23 protein-coding genes and 1 tRNA gene are annotated in these 20,549 nt (G+C 58.0%); 11 read left to right on the top strand and 13 right to left on the bottom strand.

Annotated features, from left to right (window positions below; all coding sequences use genetic code 11):
• Positions 1 to 180: 180 nt before the first annotated feature.
• The 12 genes from QMK52_RS06220 to QMK52_RS06165 all read right to left on the bottom strand — a co-directional run bounded on the left by QMK52_RS06220 (position 181) and on the right by QMK52_RS06165 (position 10,566).
• Entirely contained in the window at positions 181 to 1,626 is a 1,446-nt protein-coding gene (locus QMK52_RS06220; protein ID WP_320403936.1) for a P-loop ATPase, Sll1717 family, read from the bottom strand.
• Between the two features lie 431 nt (positions 1,627 to 2,057).
• Positions 2,058 to 2,267, bottom strand: coding sequence for a hypothetical protein (locus QMK52_RS06215; RefSeq protein ID WP_320403935.1), 210 nt, complete (start codon positions 2,265 to 2,267; stop codon positions 2,058 to 2,060).
• Positions 2,268 to 2,330: 63 nt separating this feature from the next.
• Positions 2,331 to 3,173: a chromosome segregation protein SMC gene (locus tag QMK52_RS06210; protein WP_320403934.1), complete on the bottom strand. Its 843-nt coding sequence runs from the start codon at positions 3,171 to 3,173 to the stop codon at positions 2,331 to 2,333.
• A 98-nt stretch (positions 3,174 to 3,271) separates the two neighbouring features.
• Entirely contained in the window at positions 3,272 to 6,160 is a 2,889-nt protein-coding gene (locus tag QMK52_RS06205; RefSeq protein ID WP_320403933.1) for a DUF927 domain-containing protein, read from the bottom strand.
• Positions 6,157 to 6,429, bottom strand: coding sequence for a DUF3077 domain-containing protein (locus QMK52_RS06200; RefSeq protein ID WP_320403932.1), 273 nt, complete (start codon positions 6,427 to 6,429; stop codon positions 6,157 to 6,159). Before QMK52_RS06200 ends, QMK52_RS06205 begins: the two co-directional genes overlap by 4 nt.
• Positions 6,426 to 6,710, bottom strand: coding sequence for a hypothetical protein (locus QMK52_RS06195; protein WP_017846196.1), 285 nt, complete (start codon positions 6,708 to 6,710; stop codon positions 6,426 to 6,428). Before QMK52_RS06195 ends, QMK52_RS06200 begins: the two co-directional genes overlap by 4 nt.
• Positions 6,707 to 6,865, bottom strand: coding sequence for a hypothetical protein (locus QMK52_RS06190; RefSeq protein ID WP_320403931.1), 159 nt, complete (start codon positions 6,863 to 6,865; stop codon positions 6,707 to 6,709). Before QMK52_RS06190 ends, QMK52_RS06195 begins: the two co-directional genes overlap by 4 nt.
• Before the next feature lie 373 nt (positions 6,866 to 7,238).
• Complete coding sequence (locus QMK52_RS06185; RefSeq protein WP_320403930.1) at positions 7,239 to 7,577, bottom strand: hypothetical protein; 339 nt, start codon at positions 7,575 to 7,577, stop codon at positions 7,239 to 7,241.
• Positions 7,574 to 7,840: a helix-turn-helix transcriptional regulator gene (locus QMK52_RS06180; RefSeq protein ID WP_275622904.1), complete on the bottom strand. Its 267-nt coding sequence runs from the start codon at positions 7,838 to 7,840 to the stop codon at positions 7,574 to 7,576. The genes QMK52_RS06185 and QMK52_RS06180 overlap by 4 nt, the downstream gene beginning before the upstream one ends.
• An 87-nt stretch (positions 7,841 to 7,927) precedes the next feature.
• A complete protein-coding gene (locus tag QMK52_RS06175; protein WP_275622905.1) occupies positions 7,928 to 8,839 on the bottom strand; it encodes a hypothetical protein in 912 nt (303 codons plus the stop codon).
• A gap of 247 nt (positions 8,840 to 9,086) precedes the next feature.
• Positions 9,087 to 10,322, bottom strand: a complete 1,236-nt coding sequence (locus QMK52_RS06170; RefSeq protein ID WP_275622906.1) for a tyrosine-type recombinase/integrase — start codon at positions 10,320 to 10,322, stop codon at positions 9,087 to 9,089.
• Positions 10,323 to 10,489: 167 nt separating this feature from the next.
• Positions 10,490 to 10,566 (bottom strand) — tRNA-Arg (locus QMK52_RS06165).
• 195 nt (positions 10,567 to 10,761) lie between these two features.
• Between QMK52_RS06165 and QMK52_RS06160 the strand changes: the two genes are divergently transcribed.
• From QMK52_RS06160 to QMK52_RS06110, 11 genes are all read left to right on the top strand, one after another.
• Entirely contained in the window at positions 10,762 to 11,478 is a 717-nt protein-coding gene (locus QMK52_RS06160) for a Crp/Fnr family transcriptional regulator (protein ID WP_005783663.1), read from the top strand.
• Between the two features lie 87 nt (positions 11,479 to 11,565).
• Entirely contained in the window at positions 11,566 to 12,108 is a 543-nt protein-coding gene (locus tag QMK52_RS06155) for an RNA polymerase sigma factor (protein WP_050989018.1), read from the top strand.
• 103 nt (positions 12,109 to 12,211) lie between these two features.
• Positions 12,212 to 12,439 carry a RebB family R body protein gene (locus QMK52_RS06150; RefSeq protein WP_003187543.1) on the top strand — a complete coding sequence of 76 codons (228 nt, stop codon included), beginning with the start codon at positions 12,212 to 12,214 and terminating at the stop codon, positions 12,437 to 12,439.
• A gap of 18 nt (positions 12,440 to 12,457) precedes the next feature.
• On the top strand, positions 12,458 to 13,027 hold the full coding sequence (locus QMK52_RS06145; RefSeq protein WP_320403929.1) for a hypothetical protein: 570 nt from the start codon (positions 12,458 to 12,460) through the stop codon (positions 13,025 to 13,027).
• Between the two features lie 82 nt (positions 13,028 to 13,109).
• Positions 13,110 to 13,736 (top strand): hypothetical protein, encoded by a 627-nt coding sequence (locus tag QMK52_RS06140; protein WP_003187547.1) that lies wholly within the window; start codon positions 13,110 to 13,112, stop codon positions 13,734 to 13,736.
• A gap of 40 nt (positions 13,737 to 13,776) precedes the next feature.
• Positions 13,777 to 14,097, top strand: coding sequence for a hypothetical protein (locus QMK52_RS06135; protein WP_194439764.1), 321 nt, complete (start codon positions 13,777 to 13,779; stop codon positions 14,095 to 14,097).
• 82 nt (positions 14,098 to 14,179) lie between these two features.
• Positions 14,180 to 14,494, top strand: coding sequence for a RebB family R body protein (locus tag QMK52_RS06130; RefSeq protein ID WP_005783676.1), 315 nt, complete (start codon positions 14,180 to 14,182; stop codon positions 14,492 to 14,494).
• Positions 14,495 to 14,544: 50 nt separating this feature from the next.
• On the top strand, positions 14,545 to 14,859 hold the full coding sequence (locus QMK52_RS06125) for a RebB family R body protein (protein ID WP_003187551.1): 315 nt from the start codon (positions 14,545 to 14,547) through the stop codon (positions 14,857 to 14,859).
• Positions 14,860 to 15,153: 294 nt separating this feature from the next.
• Positions 15,154 to 16,596, top strand: coding sequence for an NADP-dependent succinate-semialdehyde dehydrogenase (gene gabD, locus QMK52_RS06120; protein WP_005783679.1), 1,443 nt, complete (start codon positions 15,154 to 15,156; stop codon positions 16,594 to 16,596).
• A 178-nt stretch (positions 16,597 to 16,774) separates the two neighbouring features.
• Complete coding sequence (gene gabT / locus QMK52_RS06115; RefSeq protein ID WP_005783681.1) at positions 16,775 to 18,052, top strand: 4-aminobutyrate--2-oxoglutarate transaminase; 1,278 nt, start codon at positions 16,775 to 16,777, stop codon at positions 18,050 to 18,052.
• 118 nt (positions 18,053 to 18,170) lie between these two features.
• The gene (locus QMK52_RS06110) at positions 18,171 to 19,379 is read left to right on the top strand and encodes an HDOD domain-containing protein (RefSeq protein WP_005783684.1); all 1,209 of its coding nucleotides are present in this window, start codon (positions 18,171 to 18,173) and stop codon (positions 19,377 to 19,379) included.
• Between the two features lie 99 nt (positions 19,380 to 19,478).
• Here the strand turns inward: QMK52_RS06110 and QMK52_RS06105 are convergent, their stop codons facing one another.
• On the bottom strand, positions 19,479 to 20,480 hold the full coding sequence (locus QMK52_RS06105; protein ID WP_320403928.1) for a sensor domain-containing diguanylate cyclase: 1,002 nt from the start codon (positions 20,478 to 20,480) through the stop codon (positions 19,479 to 19,481).
• Between the last annotated feature and the right edge of the window lie 69 nt (positions 20,481 to 20,549).

Below are 20,549 nucleotides of genomic sequence, written 5' to 3'. Positions count from 1 at the left end.
TCTACATTAACCATCATGTAATCTCCACTCATTGTATTGGGTCATTATGAGTGGGTGGCTAGAGCAGCACGGAATAAAGCGTCCGATTTTGGCCGAATCCTGCCTGTGGTGATTGACAGTGAGCGGCCAAGAGCGGAGCTCCGATCTCTTATCCTTTCGCACCAAATACATGATGGAAGGTTACTCTTTGAGAGCTAAATGTTCCTTTAGCCCTAGGTGCACTTTGAACAAGTTACCTGAACTGTCCCACGCCTCCCCTGGTTCAGAGTACCTATAGACCCACTTCTTACCACCATAACCAGATGCCCGGTACGCGCCTAGTACGGAGTACTCGTAAAGCGTCTCCAACGCTTGTTCGGAGGTATAAATATTTCCTGCAGTTACGGCTTGAGGATACCGTTGCTCAAAGCTAATGCGCGCAAATGATAAAAGACCCATTTTAGAAATTGCTTTAAGTGCATCTTCCCACTCTCTCCAGTGAGGGGATATTTCGTCATGTAACTCAAGCCTGAGATATGTAGAGTACTCACGTTTGGAATCCACAATATCTTTGTTTGTAAAGACAGTTGCTCCGCCTTTAGTGTTGATGCGCTCCTTTGCCTTTGAAAGCAAAATATTTAAATAGCTGATGACATCGCGCGGACGTAAGAATGTTCTAGCTACAATATAAGAAAATTTTTGCTGTCGACCCCTCATCGTTGTTGCATCATGGATCGCATCCCAATTCTTCCCAGTGATACTATTCACTCGAGAGTTTACAACCTTCAAAAGAGATGCTTCATCCCAAGAGATATCTAAAACTGAAGTTGTGGTTATTTTGTTTTTATCTGAAAAATTTATTTGGTTCCATAAATCAGTACGTAAATATATAACTGACTTCAGCTTAACGGAGTTCTTAGCGGCTTCACGGTTAACCGATCTTGTGGCTAAGATCAAACCTGTGAGCATCTGTTGTCGAGGACTATCGAATCTCAACATACCTTGATCAAGCTCGTCAAAGTGAATCAAGATTTTTTCAATGCCTTCACGACCGCATAGGTAGAGCGCATTTTTCAGTATGAGATCAGATAGGAGATTTAGCTCTCGTGCCAGACCTCCTTGCTCGCTCTTACGTTCAAGCGTTATGCCCCCTAGTTTTACCCCTAGCAATTGAGGCTCGAATGACGCCTTGGTAAGTCTCAGTTTTTCTGGGCGCAAAAAATCGCCCAAGCCTACATCGATGCCTCCATAATTCTGAGAAAAAAACTCAATGAGATTCTTTGCCTCATCTGTCCATTTCGATAGTCCAGTTAGTCTCTTAGCTACTAACTGAGCAAATTCTACAACTATGAGATATCGCCAGCTAGCCTCATACCGTTCTGACTCGTCTACATCTGAGTCAGAGCGCTTGGCATGCAGAGCCCAAGGATATCCTCGTAGGTTAAGAGCAATTGAAACAAGTCCATTTTGTCTTTTTTCATTAAAGTACCGCACGAGGGCTGTCTTTCCAGACCCTTTCCTACCCAATACTAAAAATTTCTCGCCTTCACCAATTTCACTGACGGCACTTGTTTCCACAAAGTAATTCAACACTGGCTCATCTTCTGCAGCGACAGCTCCAAAAGTACTGATCGATCTGACGTCCATGCCTTATTCCTAATAGACCTTGATGTTAAAGCATCTTACCGTTAACAAGCACAAGCGTGATACCCATCTGCCCGTGCTCATAGTGTTGTCGGGGCTCACCCAAAAGGGCAGCGATTGCGAATGAGCTCACTTGACTCCACGAGGCAGATTTGAGTTGCCTGTCTTCGTTGACACGCCCGTATGACTGCTCGTGGCCCAGTGTGTAAAAACGCAGACGCCATTTGGCAGTCTGCGTTGCTACGTGAAATTTGCCAGTACTTGGTTAGTCAGCACACCTGAAGTTTGCGTAGGAACGCAATTTTCGCTCTGGTTCTGACCGTAAGATTTGCTCTAAAACGTTTTTACACAGGCTCGGCCGAAAAGGTCTGAGTTTTTTGCCTGTAAGGATAGGATCTAGTGACGCGGAAGCTGCTTAAGCCTCCGCCTGTCGATCATCCGTTTTTTCTTTTGAGCTGGAAGTCAATGAGATCAAGCTCGGCCTTGACTGCATTAATTGTGAGCGTCTCGACTTTAGTGTCTTGGTTTTCTCTAGCGTTGCGCTTTTTCATGCCAGCCAGGACGACAATTATCCCGTTCAAATGAAGCTTTCGGGACTTCAGGTAATCAGGCATCTGTGCGCTGTTCTGTGGTGGTTTGTTCATGATTGGACCGATGGTAGGCCCGAAGCAACCAGCTCTCGCAGGTTACTTCGGGGTAGGTTTGGGTTAGGCAGCCAGCAGGTCAAGCAGGCTGTGTTGGTGCGAGCGATCCACGAGTTCGCGCCAGGTCCAGCTTCCAAAGTGCTCGCCCTGTTCGGGGATATCCAGCTTCATCAGTGCGACGGGGTCACGACTAATCAGGTTGCGTGCTGCCCACAGCTTGCCGCCTGTCTCAAGCAGTGCTTTCGCAGCCTCATTCCATTGTTCTTCTAACACTGTGTTCGCCAGATGAGCCGCTTGGTTTTCGATTTTCGCGCGTTCTTTTTGTGCCTCTGTGATGTGCTGATCAATCGTCACGAGCTCCTGCTCCAGCGCGGTGATGAGCAGTTGTTGACGGCGGTGATGTTCAACCGCAATCGTGAGATTTTTTGCTGCTTTTTGAGCTTCGGCGTTGGCCGCTTTCTCGCCCTCCACATCGCCCCAGGCGACAGCCTGCGCATAAGCAGTGGCTGCGTCCGTTTCAGCTTGTCGAGCTTTTGCCATGTCCTCCTGATCGCTCTGGCGGACCTGCTGCAACCGGGTCTCGATACTGATGCGCTTTTCGTTGAGTTCCATCTCGTCGGCTTTCCAGGTTGCCATGGCGTTGATGTAGTCCGCAGCCAAGCTCTCACGGTTCGCCAGTGCCTCGAGGCGATCAATCTTTTGATTCAGGTTGCTGATCTCCAGATTTCGCAAGTCGATGCGTCTTTTGTGATCGTTGATTTCATCTTGCACGGCTCGTTGACGGCCCTGCTGGATGACCTCTGGGCTTTCCAGCGCCTCTTCGAAGGGAGCCAGGTCACCCTGAATGCTCTCCATTTCGAGGGTCAGTTCGTCGCGGCGGTCTTTCAGTTCTTGGATAGTGTTCATCTGTATTGTCTCTGGGTACTGCGGTTGATAGGGATGGTTGTCGAACGGCTGGCGAGGCCGGGAATGAGCCGGCGCTACCTCGATCAGCAGGCATGCCGTTAGGCGGCCTTGGCCTCGCCTTCATCCGTTCCTGGAACGGTCTTCACCACGTAGCAGCGTTGAGGCCCCAGCCCAGGTAGCCGAATCAAGCTGTACGCCTTGCCGTCGCTTCCCGGCTCGAGCACGCCCCGTTGCAGCAGCTCCTTGTTCACCGCACTGATATTCATGCCCTTGAAGATCTCGGCCCTCCAGGCTTCAGGCAGCACGTAGTAGGTGTTGGTGGTGTGCAGGGCGTCGCCCATGCCGTGTTCCAGGGTTTTGCGAAAGCCCAACCGATCAATCGTGCGTGGGCCGTGCTCATCGATCTTGGCGGCGGCAGATTCCCAACGGGTAAAGCGGCTTTCTCCAAAGCGTTCGATGACCTGGCGCAGCCGCGCCAAGATCGCATCACCCTCGAAGTTACCGGCGCCGCCACGTTCGGCCAGCCACGCATGCAGGCACACCCGTGCAGCGGTTGTGGCCGTGCCATCGGGCCAGCCGGTGACGCCGAAGGCGGTGGCCAACTCACCTGCAGCAGCGGCGAGTCCAAAGCGAAGGGCGGCACGCTGGGCCTGACCACTGGCCGAGGCGGGCAGGTTCTGGGTGATGAACTGCTCTACCGTGCGGCGAATGATCACCGTCCATCTGAGCATTTCTCCTGGCGCGCACAGTGCGTGTAGGAAGGCGGCGAGGGGTGTGCCGTAGTATTTGGCTACGCGGGCCTTGAGCGCGTCGGAAAGGGCGGCTGCGTCCTCAAAACCATTCAGCACATCGAACATGCCTAGGCCTTTGCTCGCATCCGCAGGCACGGCCAGCATGCGCACCTCCATACCGGCTTTCAGCTCCTTGTTGGCATCTGCCATGTGCTGCGCCAACGTCTTCTCGCCGGTCGAGAGAAACAGCAAGCGCCACTCCTGCACCTGTCGGCCCGCTTGTCCTCGATCATTCGCCCTGGCCTTACCGGTGCCATTGCCGAGCATGTACACCGTCTCGCCAATAATGCGCGGGTCGCACATTCCGATTTCATCCAGCACCAGGAGGCCGTCTGAGTGTGCGGCGGCGATGGACTCCAGAGCGTTGTCTGTCGAGCGCCACGAACGCACCAGACGCGGCCCGCCATAAACTGAGGCAGCAACTTGCAGGTGGGTGGTCTTGCCCCCGGAACTGTCCCCGTAGAGATGGAAGCCACCTGACTCGTGCCCCAGCAGGTTCAGCAGAGGCCCTGCAAACGCCACAGAGACGACAAACGCTAAGCGGTGGTTACCAACGCACAGTGCGCCGATTTGCTGCTGCCATTGCTCCAGAGAGCCCGCCTCGCTGATCGGTGGCAACTGTGCACCGGCCTCATAAAAATGCAGGTGTTCGGCGTGCGAGCCAATCTGTTGTTCGGGCAATAGAAACGCCTTGTCGTGCCAGCCCAAGCGCGTTACCAAGCGTGCGCGTTGGGCGCTATCGAAGCCGCCGAGGTAACTCTGCAGGTCGTTGCGTGCGTTACGACCAGATCGGCTTCCCGCGAGGCGCAGGCCCATGTCTACCAGTGGACCGAGTACATCCTTGCCGAAGTCGCCAGTCATGGTTCTGGCCGGAATATTCCAGCGCTTTTTGGCGCCGTCCGGGTCGTCGAACTCGACCAACAAACCCCAGTTGTGGCCCTTGTCGTCGCGAGTGCGAGCGATGATTTCTAGAGGCGAACAGACGGGGCGCGCCTCGCCATCATCACCGGAATAAAACACCCCCTCAGGGGTCAGGCGAAAGCCACCCGGCAACAGGTCATTTTGCAATTTCGCAGGGCGTTTGGCCGGCGCCTTAGCCTTCGGTTGTTGAGGCTCAGTGGTCTCAGCGACGCTGCCGAAAAATGCACCGTCGCGCACCAGCTCGGCGACGTGGTCAGCGGTCCAGCCTTTGGCTAATGCGTCTGCTGCATCGTCTCCGTCTGCCAATTTTCCACCTTTGACGAGTGTCGGCTTTCCGCCTTTGCTGCTTGGCTTGAGCTTGAACACATTGAGCGAGACTCGTTGTACCGAAGCGGCGCCCAGCTCAATCAACTTGAGCTCGATGGCGTCCATGCAGGTCTTGCCGCTGGCATCGTTATCCGGCCACAGCACCACCGTGCGTCCTTTGAGTGGCGTCAGATCGGTCTTGTGCCAAGAGTTGGAGCCGTTCGGCCAGCAGGTGGCGACGTAGTCGGGCATCAGTTCGGCGGCGGCGTCAGCAGCTTTCTCGCCCTCACACAGCACCACGGGTGCATCGGCACGCTGTGCCAGCTCATCCAGGCGCAGCAGTGGCCGAGGCTCAGACAATCCTTGCCAGCGCCATTGCGTGGTTTGCCCATTGGAGCGCTTGCACCAGGTCAACGGCGCAAAGACCTTTCGCGGTTTGCCGTCCTCATCGGGGCCTAGATCGAAGCGATACAGCGCCATGACCGGCTGGCCCTGAGCATCGCGATAGATCCACACCTTGGACGGAACACCATGTTGCCGGTGTTTGGTTGGGCACTTGTTCATGGCCTCGGCCGGGATTGGCTGAATTGCGATCCACTCTGGCGTTGTGGGCTTGGCCGGTGCGCTTTGGGGGATCGCAGAGCCAGCGGAAGCACTGAGCAGATCCGACAGCTTTTTGCAGGCCTCAACGTCCGTGCCGCCGTCGATGTAGCGCACCAGGTCGATCAGGTCACCGCCCTTATCACCAGTGGCAAAATCCGCCCAGGTGCCTTTGCTTAAATTGACCTTGAGTGAGCCTGCACGTTTATCGGTGCGCGTCGGATTCGGTGCGGTGTATTCCTTGCCACCGTCGACGCGTTTGCCGTTCGGCAGCCAGTGAGCAAGTACGCGGTCGATGTCATTCAGGGCAGCGCTTTTTACGTCAGCAAAGCTGGGGCGTTTTGAGGTGTTGCCGGTGCGCTGAGTCATAGTGTGGTCCTCGACTCAAGCAACGCCTCGTTCACGTCGTCGATCAGCGCCTTAGCCATCTCGCCGAGGTAGAACGCAGGCCAACTAAAACGCTCGCCCGCATCGCTGATGGCGGCGTCGAGGATCAGTTGATTGGAGTGGTGCAGAATCTGGGAGACGGCTTCAAGTGCGTCCTCCAGCGGGATTCCGGCATTTACCCGAAAAAGGTTTTGGCCGTTACCGTTGGCAGGGGAGAACTCGGAGCGTCCACGCGTGCTGGAGTGGGTCACAGCGCACCGCCTTTCTGGCCCATCGGCACAGAGGAGGCATCACCGTACATGGTGAGTGTTTTGATTAAGCCCAAGGTGCCGCGCACGTCCCAAATTACAGACGACAGCACGCGGTTGGAAAGGAGGGGTTTATCCCCGTCTAAGTGGTCTTCCAGCAGCATGAGAACGGAGTCGGCACGGTCGAGCGCACAGGTGATGGCGTCGATAGGCAGACCGGCTTCGGCGTCCTGGCTGACGCAGAGGAGATCCTCGGGCAGTGCAAAGCCTGGGAGCATGCTCATTGGGCACCCCCTGCGGCTTCCAGGGCGCGAGCCTTGGACATATGGGCGTTGTAACGGGAAAGGCGTGTAGCGAGGCTGGAGTTGGCGTGTAAAGCGGCGAGAGCCATTGCTCGATGAGCGGCGGCGCGAATTTTGGACGGATTGGTGGCGTGCATTGGGCGAAACTCCTTTGTCTGGGGAGCTGCCACGGTTCGCCGTCAAACGAATAAGGGTGGCAGCTGTACGCAGGTTGACGGACCGGGGACAAAGGAACCCGGCATACCCGAAGGTATCCCGCGCACAGCCGCCATAAACAGGATGTGCAGACACAAAAAAAGCGCCTGCAATCGTGATGGGGGCGCCTGTGCGCCAATGTCTGAACGGGCCGTCAAACCCGGTCGCTGATTTTGCAGCGACGGCCAGAGAGTAACGTCCGTTTTTTGAAAGTGCAACTGTGCAGATCACTTGCGGATTTTTTCGACGCGGCATAAATTGATCAGGCATGTAGATTTACCTCAACGCCTCCGGTTGCCGCCGGGGGCGTTTTCGTTAGTGCTGGGAGGCGTTACGACTCAAGTTCATCCAGAACAAGTGATTGCCATGCCGGGAGTTTGTAAGCATCAGCTCCAGCGCAGTCACGTTGGCTTGAACACTCGGAATGAGCTGCTCGGTATCCTCAACCAGCATCCCTTCTGGCGGCTCGATTGAGAGCATCACCCACTCGCGAGATGGCCAGACGAGAAGCATTACGTGAGCCCCTTTTGATATGGCGTCATCGCGCAATGTGCGGAGGCGGTCTTGGCCTTTGGCAGTAACGTTGGGTAGAAGGCCGATGCCGAGTAAGTCACCGGTGTCCGAAGTTGTTTGTGGCAGGAGCATAGGAGTCATGCAGCCACCCTGTCGCGAGCAGCGATGCGTGCGTGAGTCCAATCCAAAACTTCAGAAAGGACCCATGCGACGGGCGCCCCCCGAGCGGTGCTGTCGGTGAGCTTTACTGCTTGTGGAAAGCCGCTTTCAGGCTGGCTCATGAGCTTGTAAATGGTGGGGCGGGCGAGGCCTACAATGGCCATTACTTCAGTAACTCTGATTAACCTTGTTGCGGGCGCCAGATTTTTGATGTGTACGGGTTTGGAGGGGAGAGAGCTCGTCATAGTCGTGCCTGTAAAGTGAAAGACAGGCACAGACTAAGAGGCAAAAAAAAAGCAAACATGGTTTGCTTTTCTTCCACTGCATAAAAATTATCTTGGTAGAAAACCGCCTTTCTTTAGGTATTTCCTTACGGTTGGTATAGAGCCCTTGCCCTGTTTAACGAGTATTTTGACGAGGTCGGCCGCTGATATTTTGGGGTCAATAGCGATTTGCTTTATTGCCGATTTGCTTATCTCTTCAAAAAGCTTTTTGGTGTTCTCTTGCTTCGCTGTCCCCGGCTTGCTGTTGGCTTTCCCGGCTGCTTTGGCCCTTTCCGACGCTTTTGCTGCAAATGCCTGATCCAGTGCAGTTCGCAGAAACCGAGATGCGCTCAAGTCGTTCCGGAGGTTGTCCGTGTGGTCAGCTTCTTGGTATAGCGAAGCTAACATCAATGCTTTTGAGGTCTCGCCATACCGAATGGCGAACTCCTCCCGGGCCTCTATTTCAAGTTCGCTGCTACGCTCCCTTTCCCTTTTGAGGAGAGAAGCATACTGGGTGGCGTCAGTCAGCCTGATCTGTTCGACTAGATCATAGTCAAGGTCGTAAAGACGCAGCTCTAGGTTGAAAAGCCAGTTGCCTAGTGCCGTTACTGCCTCGACTGCCTGAATGAGCGCATAGGTTGCTACAAGCTGGGTGTCGCTGGCTGGGTGATTGATCCCTAGGACGCCTCGAATGACTCTAGGTAGTGAGGTCGCTTCGGAAAAACAAACGTGCTGATCAATCACGCTTCGAAGGTGAAACATCTTCGTCGTAGTTGATTCTGCGCAGTCAGCGTAGCGGCCGTCCTCTAGCCAGTAGGACATCGCGTTGTCGATGCAGTGAAACGCATCGCTAAATCTTTCGGAGAATTGGTGATACAACGACAACGTGCGAACAGCGATTTCAACATCGTCGAGATCCCAAAGTAGACAGTCGACATCTACGCCGGCGATTTCTAGTTCCACACCTAGCTCAGTTTCCATTTAGGTCTCCCCCGCCGCCCCGAGGCCAGTGAGCTAACGCAGCGATTTTCGGATGGAAACGCCGATGCCAGCAGGGTTGCGGGTGTGGCCTTTCTGTAACACGACTGCTCGATGTAACACGTGGTGTTCACAGACTTCGCATTGCGTGTAACGCTGAATATTTTCAATAAAAACAATGTCTTGAGTGAGTGCGTAACACGCGTAACACCCGTAACGCTATTTTTTAGGGGGTACAGGGTTAGCTGCTTCACACGACCTTCCCAAATTGACCGTGCACTACATTTCCGGCCACTAGGGAATCAAGATGATCGGCGTACCACTGCATCATCACTCTGCGCTGAGGGAGGTACACCGCTTTGTTATAGACCCCGGCGATCCCCTCCTTTGCATGAGAGAGCTGTGCCTCAATGTGATTCTCATCGAAACCCTGCTCATTGAGTATGGTGCTCGCGATGTGACGAAAGCCATGGCCTGTTTGCCGACCGGCATATCCCAGTCTGCGGAGCGCCATTAGAAAGACGGTGTTGCTACGGGGGATTGTCCTGTCTTTCCTGCCTGGAAATAGGAGAGGGTACGCACCTGTAAGTGTTCGTAATTCAGCGAGCGCTTCGATTGCCTGCCGAGAGAGAGGCACCACATGTTCGCGACGACGTTTCATTCGCTCGGCTGGGATCGTCCATAGCTTTTTGGAGAGATCGATTTCTGACCAGCGTGCTTCTCGGATTTCGCTCGGGCGCGATGCTAATAAGGAAAGCAAGCGAAGCCCTATACGAACGTCCTTTGCGTGAGGGTAGGAGTTGATCGCTCGAAGTAGCGCAGGCAGTTCTTCAATCGAAACGTGTGCATAGTTTTCAGCGCTACGTGATTGCAGGAATTTGCTGAGACCTTCAAGGGGGTTGTGGACGGCTCGTCCTGTTACGCGGGCCAGGTCATAGATCTCTTTGCAAAAGGCACGAACTCGGCCCATTTGTTCAATGATCCCCTTCTGCTCCATGCCGCGTAGAAATTCCATCCATTCCAGGGGCAATATTTCTGTGTACACGCGTTTTCCGAAGACGGGGAACACATGAAGCTCAAGTGCGCCAAGTACCCGTCGAGACGTACCTGATTCCCAGCTTGTGCGTCTGGCCTCAAACCACTCGCGCCCTAACGCTTCAAAGGTGTTGTTGGCAGCAACCTGGTCTGCAACCTTCCGAGCGTGCTTACTCACCAATGGATTTTTGCCGGTCGATGCGTCTTCACGCAGTTGAGCTGCTTTCTGTCTCGCCAATGAGCCACTGATTTCCGGGTAGCCGCCCAGACCCAGCCAAGACCATTTTCCGTCTGGCTTTTTGTAGCGCAGCTCCCATGATTTCTGCCCGTTAGGTTTCACCCGGAAGTACAGGCCATTCCCGTCCTGCTCCCGATACGTTGTGTGCTCAGGCTCCAGGCCTGCAAGCGTGGTGTCTGCTAAGGGGCGGCGTTTGATTTCAGTGCGCTTCACTTCCTGTATGCCTCCAGTTATAGGAATCTCAAAGCATACACGTGGGCATACACGGCGGGAAGTTATAGGGGTAGACAGGGATGGATAGCCAGAAACAAGAAAGCCCGCACAGGGCGGGCTTCTTGGGGTGTTTCGTAGACTGTCTGAGACAGCCCGAGACTGCTATATGGTGCACCCGGCGGGATTCGAACCCACGACCCCTGCCTTCGGAGGGCAGTACTCTATCCAGCTGAGCTACGGATGCTTGTGCGGGCGACATCATACCCATGTCGACCTGATGCGTCCATTCCGGCATTTCCCCCGCTGCCTGTCGTCCATTTCCGACAAAAAATGGCTAATCGCCACCCTCATTCACAACTCCCCGCGCCGCACGTCCCTTTGTTTGCTTTGCTCTTGTGGCTTTAACCCGCTTCCACGCCGCAATTCCCCAGGTGAACGCATGCATTCCAAAGGAACCGTGATGCTCGATCTCCCGCTCAGACAAACCCTGCTGGCTCGCTCCGATTTGTTTCGAGGTATGCCGGAGCACCTCTTGCGCTACGTCGCCACCCATATGGTGGAGCGCACGCTGGATGATCGTGAGCTGTTGTATTTCAAGGACGACACCCTCGAATTCATTGCGCTGGTGGTGGAGGGCCGGATTTATTCGGTGGTGCATGGGCCCGATGGTCGGGAGCAGATCATTGGCAGTACCGGGGCCGGGCAGGTGGTGGGGGAGACGGCGTTGATCAAGGATCATGGGCGCGAGTCTTCCACCTTCGCTAGTGGCCCTACGCGGTTGTTGCAGTTGGGTAGCCGGCATTTTGCTGTGTTGTTTGAGGAGCCGGTATTTCTGCGGCGTTTGTTGATGTTGATGATGCTGCGTTTGCTGCACGCCATCGAGTTGCTGGAGTTGGTGTGCCTGCATCGGCTGGAGTCGCGGTTGGCGCGGTTTCTGTTGGCCAACCTGGGCGAGATCGACCTCGCGTTGGCCTTGCCCAGTGTGTCGTTGCCCGCCAGCCAGGGGGTGTTGGCGTCGATGCTGAATACCAGCCGCCCCAAGCTGAATGTGCAGCTGCAAGTGTGGCGCCGCAATGGCGTGATCAGCGGCAATCTGGAGCGCATGGTGATCAATGATCTTGAGCATTTGCGGCGCAAGGCGTTTGCCTTGAATTAGTTGCCGCAGTGTTCCCCAGGTAACAGCGTAGCCCCGTCGAGCCCTCGCAGACTGGCCCTTCATCAAGGATGCACAGGAGTGCTGGCGATGGGGATGACTGTTGAGTTCAAGGATCAATGGGCTGCCGATGACCGTTTGTTCGAAGCGAGTTGGCGCGCCGTGCAGGGCGAGCTGAAGCGCCGTGCGCTGCGACGGGCCAAGGGCAATCTGGATCAGGGCCAGGAGTGGTTGTCGGCCACGGCGATCAAGGCCCTGTTGTTTTTTCGGCGTTCGCCCGAGCGCATTCGTGACCCTGAGGGGTTTCTGTTTCTGGTGCTCGACCATGTGTTTCTCGACAGCTTGCGGCGCAGCAAGCGCGAGGGGCGGCTGTTCGATGATTCGGTGGATCTTGAACACGATCATCTGGCCGCGCTCGCCGCGCCCTGCGCCTCGGTGCTGGAGCGGGTGGAATGTTATGAGCGCCTGGAGCAGATCGAGGCGCACGTCGCACGGTTACCGCTGTTGCAGCAGCGCTTGTTCGAGATGCGTTTTGTCGACGACCTGCCTTACCCGCAAATCGCCGCCGAGTTGCACGTCAAGCTGCCGCTGGTGCGCAAGCGTGTGCAACTGCTGCGCAGTGCTTTGCGCTGAAGGTGATTCACAGACGTTGGCGTGGGGCGTTCTAGTGATATGAGCGCAGCACGCCGCCGCTATCCACACCCAAACCTGGGTGAATGCCATCAAGGAGAGATGTATGACAGAGGTCAACAGCCAGATCACCGACGCGGTCACTCAAACCAACGTCAAGGTGGTGGCCGAGGCGCCGGCCCAGGCCATCGCGTCGCTGTACCAGGTGGCCAGCAGCGCGGCGGGCCTGTCGTTGCAGAACGCGGTCAACAGCCAGCAGGCGATGAATCAGATTTCCAACGCGGTGATTTCCAAGGCCGTGGCGCTGATCATGCAGATTGGCGAGAAGGGCTGAGCCCTCGGGAGATTGATTATGTCGTGGTTCAGTCGCAAGAAACCCGCCGCGCCAGCAGCCCCCGCCGCCGACTCACCGGCGCCAGCGCCCACTGCACCGGCCTCGCGCTCGATCATGGCGCGCATGAACGAGCACCTGCTCAACCAGGTGAGCGCGCCGTCATCCGATAGTACGGCGGCGCTCAATAGCCAGATCGTGCAGGCGGTGCAGTTCACCAACGCGCAGAACTTTGCCTATGCCCCGGCGCAGATCGCGGTGCCGGCCGACATGATGATCAGCCAGGCGGCCGGGCTGGTGGCGCAGGCGGCGGCGGGGTACTTCGACGGGGTCAGCAAGATCGCCCTGGCGGCCCAGGCCGTGCTGCTTCAGCAAATGACCGAGAACATCGTCAACGACAACCTGCCAGGCGCTGCCGAAGACGCCTTGGGCGCCTTGGCCACCGACCTGCTGGTGGGCGCCGCTGCCGCCGTGGCTGCCGCCGCCGGAGCCATGGAGGCCGAAGCCGCCAGCGTGGCCATCGACAAGATCGACCAGAGCATCGCCAAGTACGCGAGCACCCTGGCCAACCGGGCCGCGCCAGCGGCCTGAACCCAGCACAGCGCTCCAGCGTTCGGCTGGAGCGGTGCAACAGCAACTTGAAAGCAACTTTTCTTGAGTGAGGAGCGACATCATGCAGCCTGGAGATATTATTTTTTCTGTCAAACAAGATGACGACAGCGCTACGCGGGCGTTTATCAAAGCCGGTCAACTGGTCAAGGCCAAGGTTTTCTCGCAGGACACGACCTACCTGAATGTGGTTCACCCGGCGATTGCGGTAAGCGACACGATGGTGATCGAAAGTGTCGGCAGTGGCTTGGCCCTGACCGACCTGAGCCTGGAAAAACCGCCGCGCTCGGCGATGGTGTTTTCCTGCGTGGATACCGAACTGGGCGAGGCGGCGACGGTGGCTGCCAAGCAGTTCTACTTCGACAAGATCGGCGGTGATATTCGGGGCCGCTACAGCGTGTGGAACGCGATGATTTCAGCGTTCCGGCGCTGGACTTCCGATACCAGCCTGGTGACGCGGATCAACGAGTCCATCGACATCGGCAGCGGGTCCTTTTGTTCGCAGTTCGCGGCCAACTGCTATGAAGTCGGCAACCTCTACAACGAGGCCAATCTGCTGCCGCCTCCGCCTGCCATTTTCCCCAACCAGCCTAGCGCCATAACGCCTGCGGAGTTGGCGACCTTCTGTGATTCCTCGCCGCACTTTTACTTTGCAGGGTTCTGGCAGGACAACGTTGAGGTGCGGCTTTAGCGGCGCTGTTGCCGTCCAGCCAGTGCCGCAGGAGGTTCACATGCAGCCACCGGTTCTATCCAGCGCTGATCGCCAGCGGCTTGAGGCGATGCTGCGCAGCCCGCAAATGTTCGACGGTGCGCCGCGAGCCATCGTTGACGAAAGCCTCAAGCGCGCGGTGCAGGTGCTTGAACAATCGAAGACCAACGAGCAGGCCATTCGCCAGGCGGCCCAGCAGAGCGAGGCGGCGGTACGCCAAGCGCTGAGTGGCGCGCCCGATCAAAGCGTCGAGCAGTTGGATCTCAAGCGTGAGGTGAACAAGGAGATCCAGCAGTTGATCGCACGGATCGAGGCCGCCTTGGCCGGACCTGCGAAATCCTGAAGCCACAGGTTTCACAGCGCCTGTTTGGCAACGTTCATTGATGAACACGGAATGCACCGTGTACTAAATAAGGAAATTGATCATGGCATTTGTTAACGAGCAAATTACCGACGCGGTCACCCAGACCAACGTCAAAGTGGTGGCCGAATCGCCAGCGATGGCGATGAGCACCATCTATCAATCCATGGCGCAGGCCACGGCGATTCTGTTCCAGAACGCCGTGTCGGCCCAACAGCAGCAAAACACCCTGGCCCAGGCGGCCACCAACCAGGGCGTGATGCAGATCTACAGCGTCGATACCACCGCAGGTGCGGCGGCCACCGAGAAAGTCGCCCAGGGCGGCGTGTCGGATAACCTCACCAGCCTGTTGACCGTGCTCAAGTCTTTCCAGCCTTAAGCACTGAGCGATAACGGATGTTGTTCTTTCTCAACCCAGGAGTTTCAACCATGAGTACAGTCAGCCCGCAAATCACCGATGCCGTCACCCAGACCAACGTCAAGGTGGTTGCCGAATCACCCGCGATGGCCATGAGCACCATCTACCAATCCATGGGCCAGGCCACGGCGATCCTGTTCCAGAACTCGGTCTCGGCCCAACAGCAACAAAACACCCTGGCCCAGGCGGCCACCAACCAGGGCGTGATGCAGATCTACAGTGTCGACACCACCGCTGGCGCCGCGGCCACCGAAAAAGTCGCCCAGGGCGGCGTGGCCGACAACTTGACCAGCCTGCTGGCCGTGCTCAAGTCGTTCCAACCTTAAGCTGCGAGGTCCCCAACGGCCCCGGCGCCCACAAGGCTCCGGGGCTGTTGTCGTGTGCGCTTGATCTGAAAGATGAGCCGGATGCGCCATATTCGTTCTTTTTTTCGAACATCCTATTGCCCTGTACCCCCATTGATCCTAGGATTCGTTTGAGATTTCAAACGCTCTGTCTCCCGTGCGCACTTTTATTTCTTCCGCGCGCTGGGGCTGATTTCCCTGACGGCAGCCCACAAGGCGCCTTTCAACAACTCTAATTCGCTCCGCGTGCGCGCGGTGCTGTTAAGGAAAGCCGACATGCAGCTCAAAGATACCCAATTGTTCCGCCAGCAAGCCTTTATCGATGGCGCTTGGGTCGATGCGGACAACGGTCAGACCATCAAGGTCAACAACCCGGCCACGGGCGAGATTCTCGGCAGCGTGCCGAAGATGGGCGCCGCGGAAACCCGCCGTGCCATCGAAGCCGCCGACAAGGCCCTGCCGGCCTGGCGTGCACTCACCGCCAAGGAGCGCGCCAACAAGCTGCGCCGCTGGTTTGAACTGTTGATCGAAAACCAGGACGACCTCGGCCGCCTGATGACCCTCGAACAAGGCAAGCCGCTGGCCGAAGCCAAGGGCGAAATCGTCTACGCCGCCTCCTTTATCGAGTGGTTCGCCGAAGAAGCCAAGCGCATCTACGGTGACGTGATCCCCGGCCACCAGCCCGACAAGCGCCTGATCGTGATCAAGCAGCCGATCGGCGTGACCGCAGCCATCACCCCGTGGAACTTCCCTGCGGCGATGATCACCCGCAAAGCCGGCCCGGCCCTGGCCGCCGGTTGCACCATGGTGATCAAACCGGCCTCGCAAACGCCGTTCTCGGCCCTCGCCCTGGTTGAGCTGGCGCACCGCGCCGGTATCCCCAAAGGCGTGCTCAGCGTGGTCACCGGCAGCGCCGGCGACATCGGCGGCGAACTGACCAGCAACCCGATCGTGCGTAAATTGTCCTTCACCGGTTCGACCGAAATCGGTCGCCAGTTGATGGCCGAATGCGCCAAAGACATCAAGAAAGTCTCCCTGGAGCTGGGCGGTAACGCACCGTTCATCGTGTTCGACGACGCCGACCTGGATAAGGCCGTCGAAGGCGCGATCATCTCCAAGTACCGCAACAACGGCCAGACCTGCGTGTGCGCCAACCGCCTGTACATTCAGGATTCGGTGTACGACGCCTTCGCTGAAAAGCTCAAGGTCGCGGTGACCAAATTGAAGATCGGTAACGGTCTGGAAGAAGGCACCACCACGGGCCCGTTGATCGACGAAAAGGCCGTGGCCAAGGTTCAGGAACATATCGCGGATGCCCTGAGCAAAGGCGCCACGCTGCTGGCCGGTGGCAAGGCGATGGAAGGCAATTTCTTTGAGCCGACCATCCTCACCAACGTCTCCAAAGACTCCGCCGTGGCCAAGGAAGAAACCTTCGGCCCTCTGGCGCCGCTGTTCCGCTTCAAAGACGAAGCCGATGTGATCGCCATGGCCAACGACACCGAGTTCGGCCTGGCGTCGTATTTCTATGCGCGTGACCTGGGCCGTGTGTTCCGTGTGGCCGAGGCCCTGGAATACGGTATGGTCGGCGTCAACACCGGGTTGATCTCCAACGAAGTGGCACCGTTCGGCGGTATCAAGGCCTCGGGCCTGGGCCGTGAAGGCTCCAAGTACGGGATCGAGGATTACCTGGAAATCAAATACCTCTGCCTGGGTATCTAAGGCGCGGGATTGCAGTAAACGCAGAGGGCACGAGAGCGCTGTCCCTTTGCGTGCTTCACATCGTTATTCGTAGTGGCCGGGAAAGCTGGGGCAGTCGATCATCGAATGCTGCCGTAGTTGCCTCCCCGCCACGTATGCCTTGGACCACGCCACCCGATGAGTGGCGAATGAGGACTTTATGAGCAAGACCAACGCTTCCCTGATGAAACGCCGCGAAGCCGCTGTACCGCGCGGTGTTGGCCAGATTCACCCGATCTTCGCCGACTCTGCGAAGAACGCCACCGTGACCGACGTTGAAGGTCGCGAGTTCATCGACTTCGCCGGCGGTATCGCCGTGCTGAACACCGGCCACGTGCACCCGAAAATCATCGCGGCCGTGACCGAGCAGTTGAACAAGCTGACCCACACCTGCTTCCAGGTTTTGGCCTACGAGCCCTACGTAGAAGTGTGCGAAAAAGTCGCCGCCAAGGTGCCGGGTGATTTCGCCAAGAAAACCCTGCTGGTCACCACCGGTTCCGAAGCGGTCGAAAACGCCGTGAAGATCGCCCGCGCCGCCACGGGCCGCGCCGGCGTGATCGCCTTCACTGGCGCTTACCACGGCCGCACCATGATGACCCTCGGCCTGACCGGTAAGGTCGTGCCTTACTCGGCCGGCATGGGCCTGATGCCAGGTGGCGTGTTCCGTGCGCTGTACCCGAACGAACTGCACGGCGTGAGCGTCGATGACTCGATCGCCAGCATCGAGCGCATCTTCAAGAACGATGCCGAGCCGCGTGATATCGCCGCCATCATCATCGAACCGGTGCAGGGCGAGGGCGGTTTCTACGTCGCGCCGAAAGCCTTCATGCAGCGCCTGCGCGAACTGTGCGACAAGCACGGTATCCTGCTGATTGCCGACGAAGTGCAAACCGGTGCCGGGCGTACCGGTACCTTCTTCGCCATGGAACAGATGGGCGTTGCCGCCGACCTGACCACCTTCGCCAAATCCATCGCTGGCGGCTTCCCGCTGGCCGGTGTGTGTGGCAAGGCCGAATACATGGATGCCATCGCCCCAGGCGGCCTGGGCGGCACCTATGCCGGTAGCCCGATTGCCTGTGCGGCAGCCCTTGCGGTGATGGAAGTGTTCGAAGAAGAGCACCTGCTGGACCGCTGCAAGGCTGTCGGCGAGCGCCTGGTGACGGGCCTCAAGGCCATCCAGGCCAAGTACCCGGTGATCGGCGAAGTGCGTGCCCTGGGCGCGATGATCGCGGTCGAGCTGTTCGAAGACGGCGACACCCACAAGCCAAACGCTGCCGCCGTTGCCTCCGTGGTGGCCAAGGCGCGTGACAAGGGCTTGATCCTGCTGTCTTGTGGTACTTACGGCAACGTGTTGCGCGTACTGGTGCCGCTGACCTCGCCGGACGAGCAGTTGGACAAGGGCCTGGCGATTATCGAAGAGTGTTTCTCTGAACTCTGAGACGCCCCGCTCCTACGAAAAGCAAAAAAACCGCTTCGGCGGTTTTTTTGTGCCTGCTTCATTGTACGCACGCGGCGGCATTGTCTAAGGTGCAAGCATTGCCGATGGAGCGTGCTGGATGACTGCTGTTGATTTACCTGCTGTACCCCGAGTGTTGATTGCCGAGGCGGACCCCTGGTCGCGGGACCTGCTCAAGCAAGTGTTGTTGAATGTGCGTTGTGATGCGCGGCTGGATGTGTGCGCAGATGGTGACCACGCTGCTGCGCTGTTGCGTGAGAAAAGCTATGACCTGATCCTGGCGGATTGGGAGCTTGCAGGCGTCGATGGCCTGAGCCTGCTGCGCAGTGTGCGCCAGCAGCGCCGCTCCCCCGCATTGCCATTTATTCTGCTGAGCAGTCGCAACGACAGCGCCAGCGTACGCGAAGCCTTGCCCCTGGCGCCCACGGCCTACCTGACCCGCCCGCTGAACATGGAGAGCCTGACCCAGCGCCTGCAAGACCTGCTGCTTAACGAAGGCGAAAGCGTGTATTGCGAGATCCCGGCGCTGGCACCGGGAATGACCTTGCCAGCATTCCTGGAGCAGCGCCGAGAGGTCTGCGATGGCGCACCGTTGCGCGTGGACGTGAAAGCGGCGGTGCATCGCAGCCTGGGCCCCGAGGGCGTGGACCTGCAGCAGCTTGAAGATCAGGTGCGCATGGACCCGCAAATCACCGCTGTGCTGATCGCTGCCGCCAACAGTGCCGGGTATCACGGCACGCCGGTGCAGACGCTGCACGCGGCCCTGAACAAGCTGGTCCCCGGGCAAAGCATGAACCTCATCCTGGGCCTTGCGCTCAAGCACAACGTGGTGCTGGGTGACCCCGGCCTGGTGGCCTACGCCGAGCGGCACTGGCAGTTGTCCGAGGACAGCGCCGAGTACGCCCGGCGCCTGGCACGCATGTTGGAACTGGATCACCAGCGCTGCTACAGCGCCTGCATCCTGCATCGGTTGGGCGACCTGGCCTTGTTGCGCTGCCTGGAAGACTGGCGTCAGGGTGGCGGCGCCCTGGATGACGAAGCGATCGGCGAATCCCTCGACAACTTCGGCGCCGCCTACGGTTCGGCGTTGCGCACGCGTTGGCGCTTGCCGCTGGAGTTGCGGCAGTTGATCGCAGGGATCTATTCACTTGAAGGCGGGGTGTATTCGCGCGAAGCCCTGGTGGTGAACCTCGCAGTGCAAATGGCGCGGCTGACTGAGCACGAAGGGCTGGAAGAACTGGCGGGCAGCAAGACCGCGCGGCTGCTCAAGGTCGGCTTGCCGGAACTGACCCGAGTGCGCAAAACCTGAAACACACACCGATCAATTGTGGGAGCTGGCTTGCCTGCGATAGCGGTGGGTCAGCCAAGACGCCATCGCAGGCAAGCCAGCTCCCACAGTTGATCGGTATTAACCGGCTATAACGCGGTTCTTGCCTTGGCGTTTTGCCTCGTACATCGCCGCATCCGCTCGCGCAAACAGGCTGTCGAGGGTGGAGTCGTCTTCGCGCAGGCCGGCCAGGCCCTGGCTGACAGTCACATTGAATTCATGCCCTTCGTAGCTGAACACCAACGCCTGGATTTCCTTGCCCAACCGCTCGGCAACCTGCAGGGCCATCTCCGGTGGGCAACCCGGCAGGACGGCGGCAAACTCTTCGCCGCCAATGCGCCCGAACAGGTCGCCACGGCGCAATACCCCCCGACCACTCTCAGCGATGCGCCGCAGCACCTGGTCGCCCTCCAGGTGGCCGTAGGTGTCGTTGACGTCCTTGAAGTCATCGATGTCCAGCAACAGGAACGCCAGCGGTGTGCCCTGAACGCAGGCGTTGTCGAACGCCTGGTTGGCGCATTCGAAAAAATACCGGCGGTTGCTGCTTTGGGTCAGCACGTCGGTGGTGGCCAGACGTTGCAGTTCCAGCTCCAGCAGCTTCTTTTCGGTGATGTCTTCGGCCATGCCAACCACAATCAGCGGTTCACCGGGCACCACCTGCTGGTTGATGTAGCACTTGTCACTCAGCCAGCGGATTTGCCCGTCGGCGGTGATGATGCGGTACTCGCGGTCTTCCACGGCGCCTTGTTCCAGCACGCGGGCCAGGCTGTGTTCGGCGTAATCGAGGTCTTCGGGGTGAACGCTGTTGCGCCATTCGCGGTGGTCGGCCAACAGCAAGCCGGCCGAACGGCCGAATATGCGCTCGTAGGCTGGGCTCACATACAGCACGCGACGGGTAGCCCAATCGATGGCCCAGAGCACGGCGTTCACGCTCACCAACAGCGAACTGAGCAATTGCTCGCGCTCACTCAGCCGCTCCACTTCGCCCTGGGCATGCATCAGCGCCAACAGGGTCGCCGCCGCGGCCGGACGCGGCGGCTCGGCAGTGGGCACATCGGGCAGGCAGGGCTTTTCTTGAACCATCGGTACAACTCTCTCTGGGCGCGCCGCAGGATGGAGCAGCGGTCACTACAAGGGGTCACCATGATGGCG

This window comes from Pseudomonas sp. P9_2 (assembly GCF_034008255.1).
GTDB classification, from domain to species: domain Bacteria; phylum Pseudomonadota; class Gammaproteobacteria; order Pseudomonadales; family Pseudomonadaceae; genus Aquipseudomonas; species Aquipseudomonas synxantha_A.
Note: the sequence above shows the minus strand (reverse complement) of the source record. Positions and strands in the feature narration are given on the sequence as shown.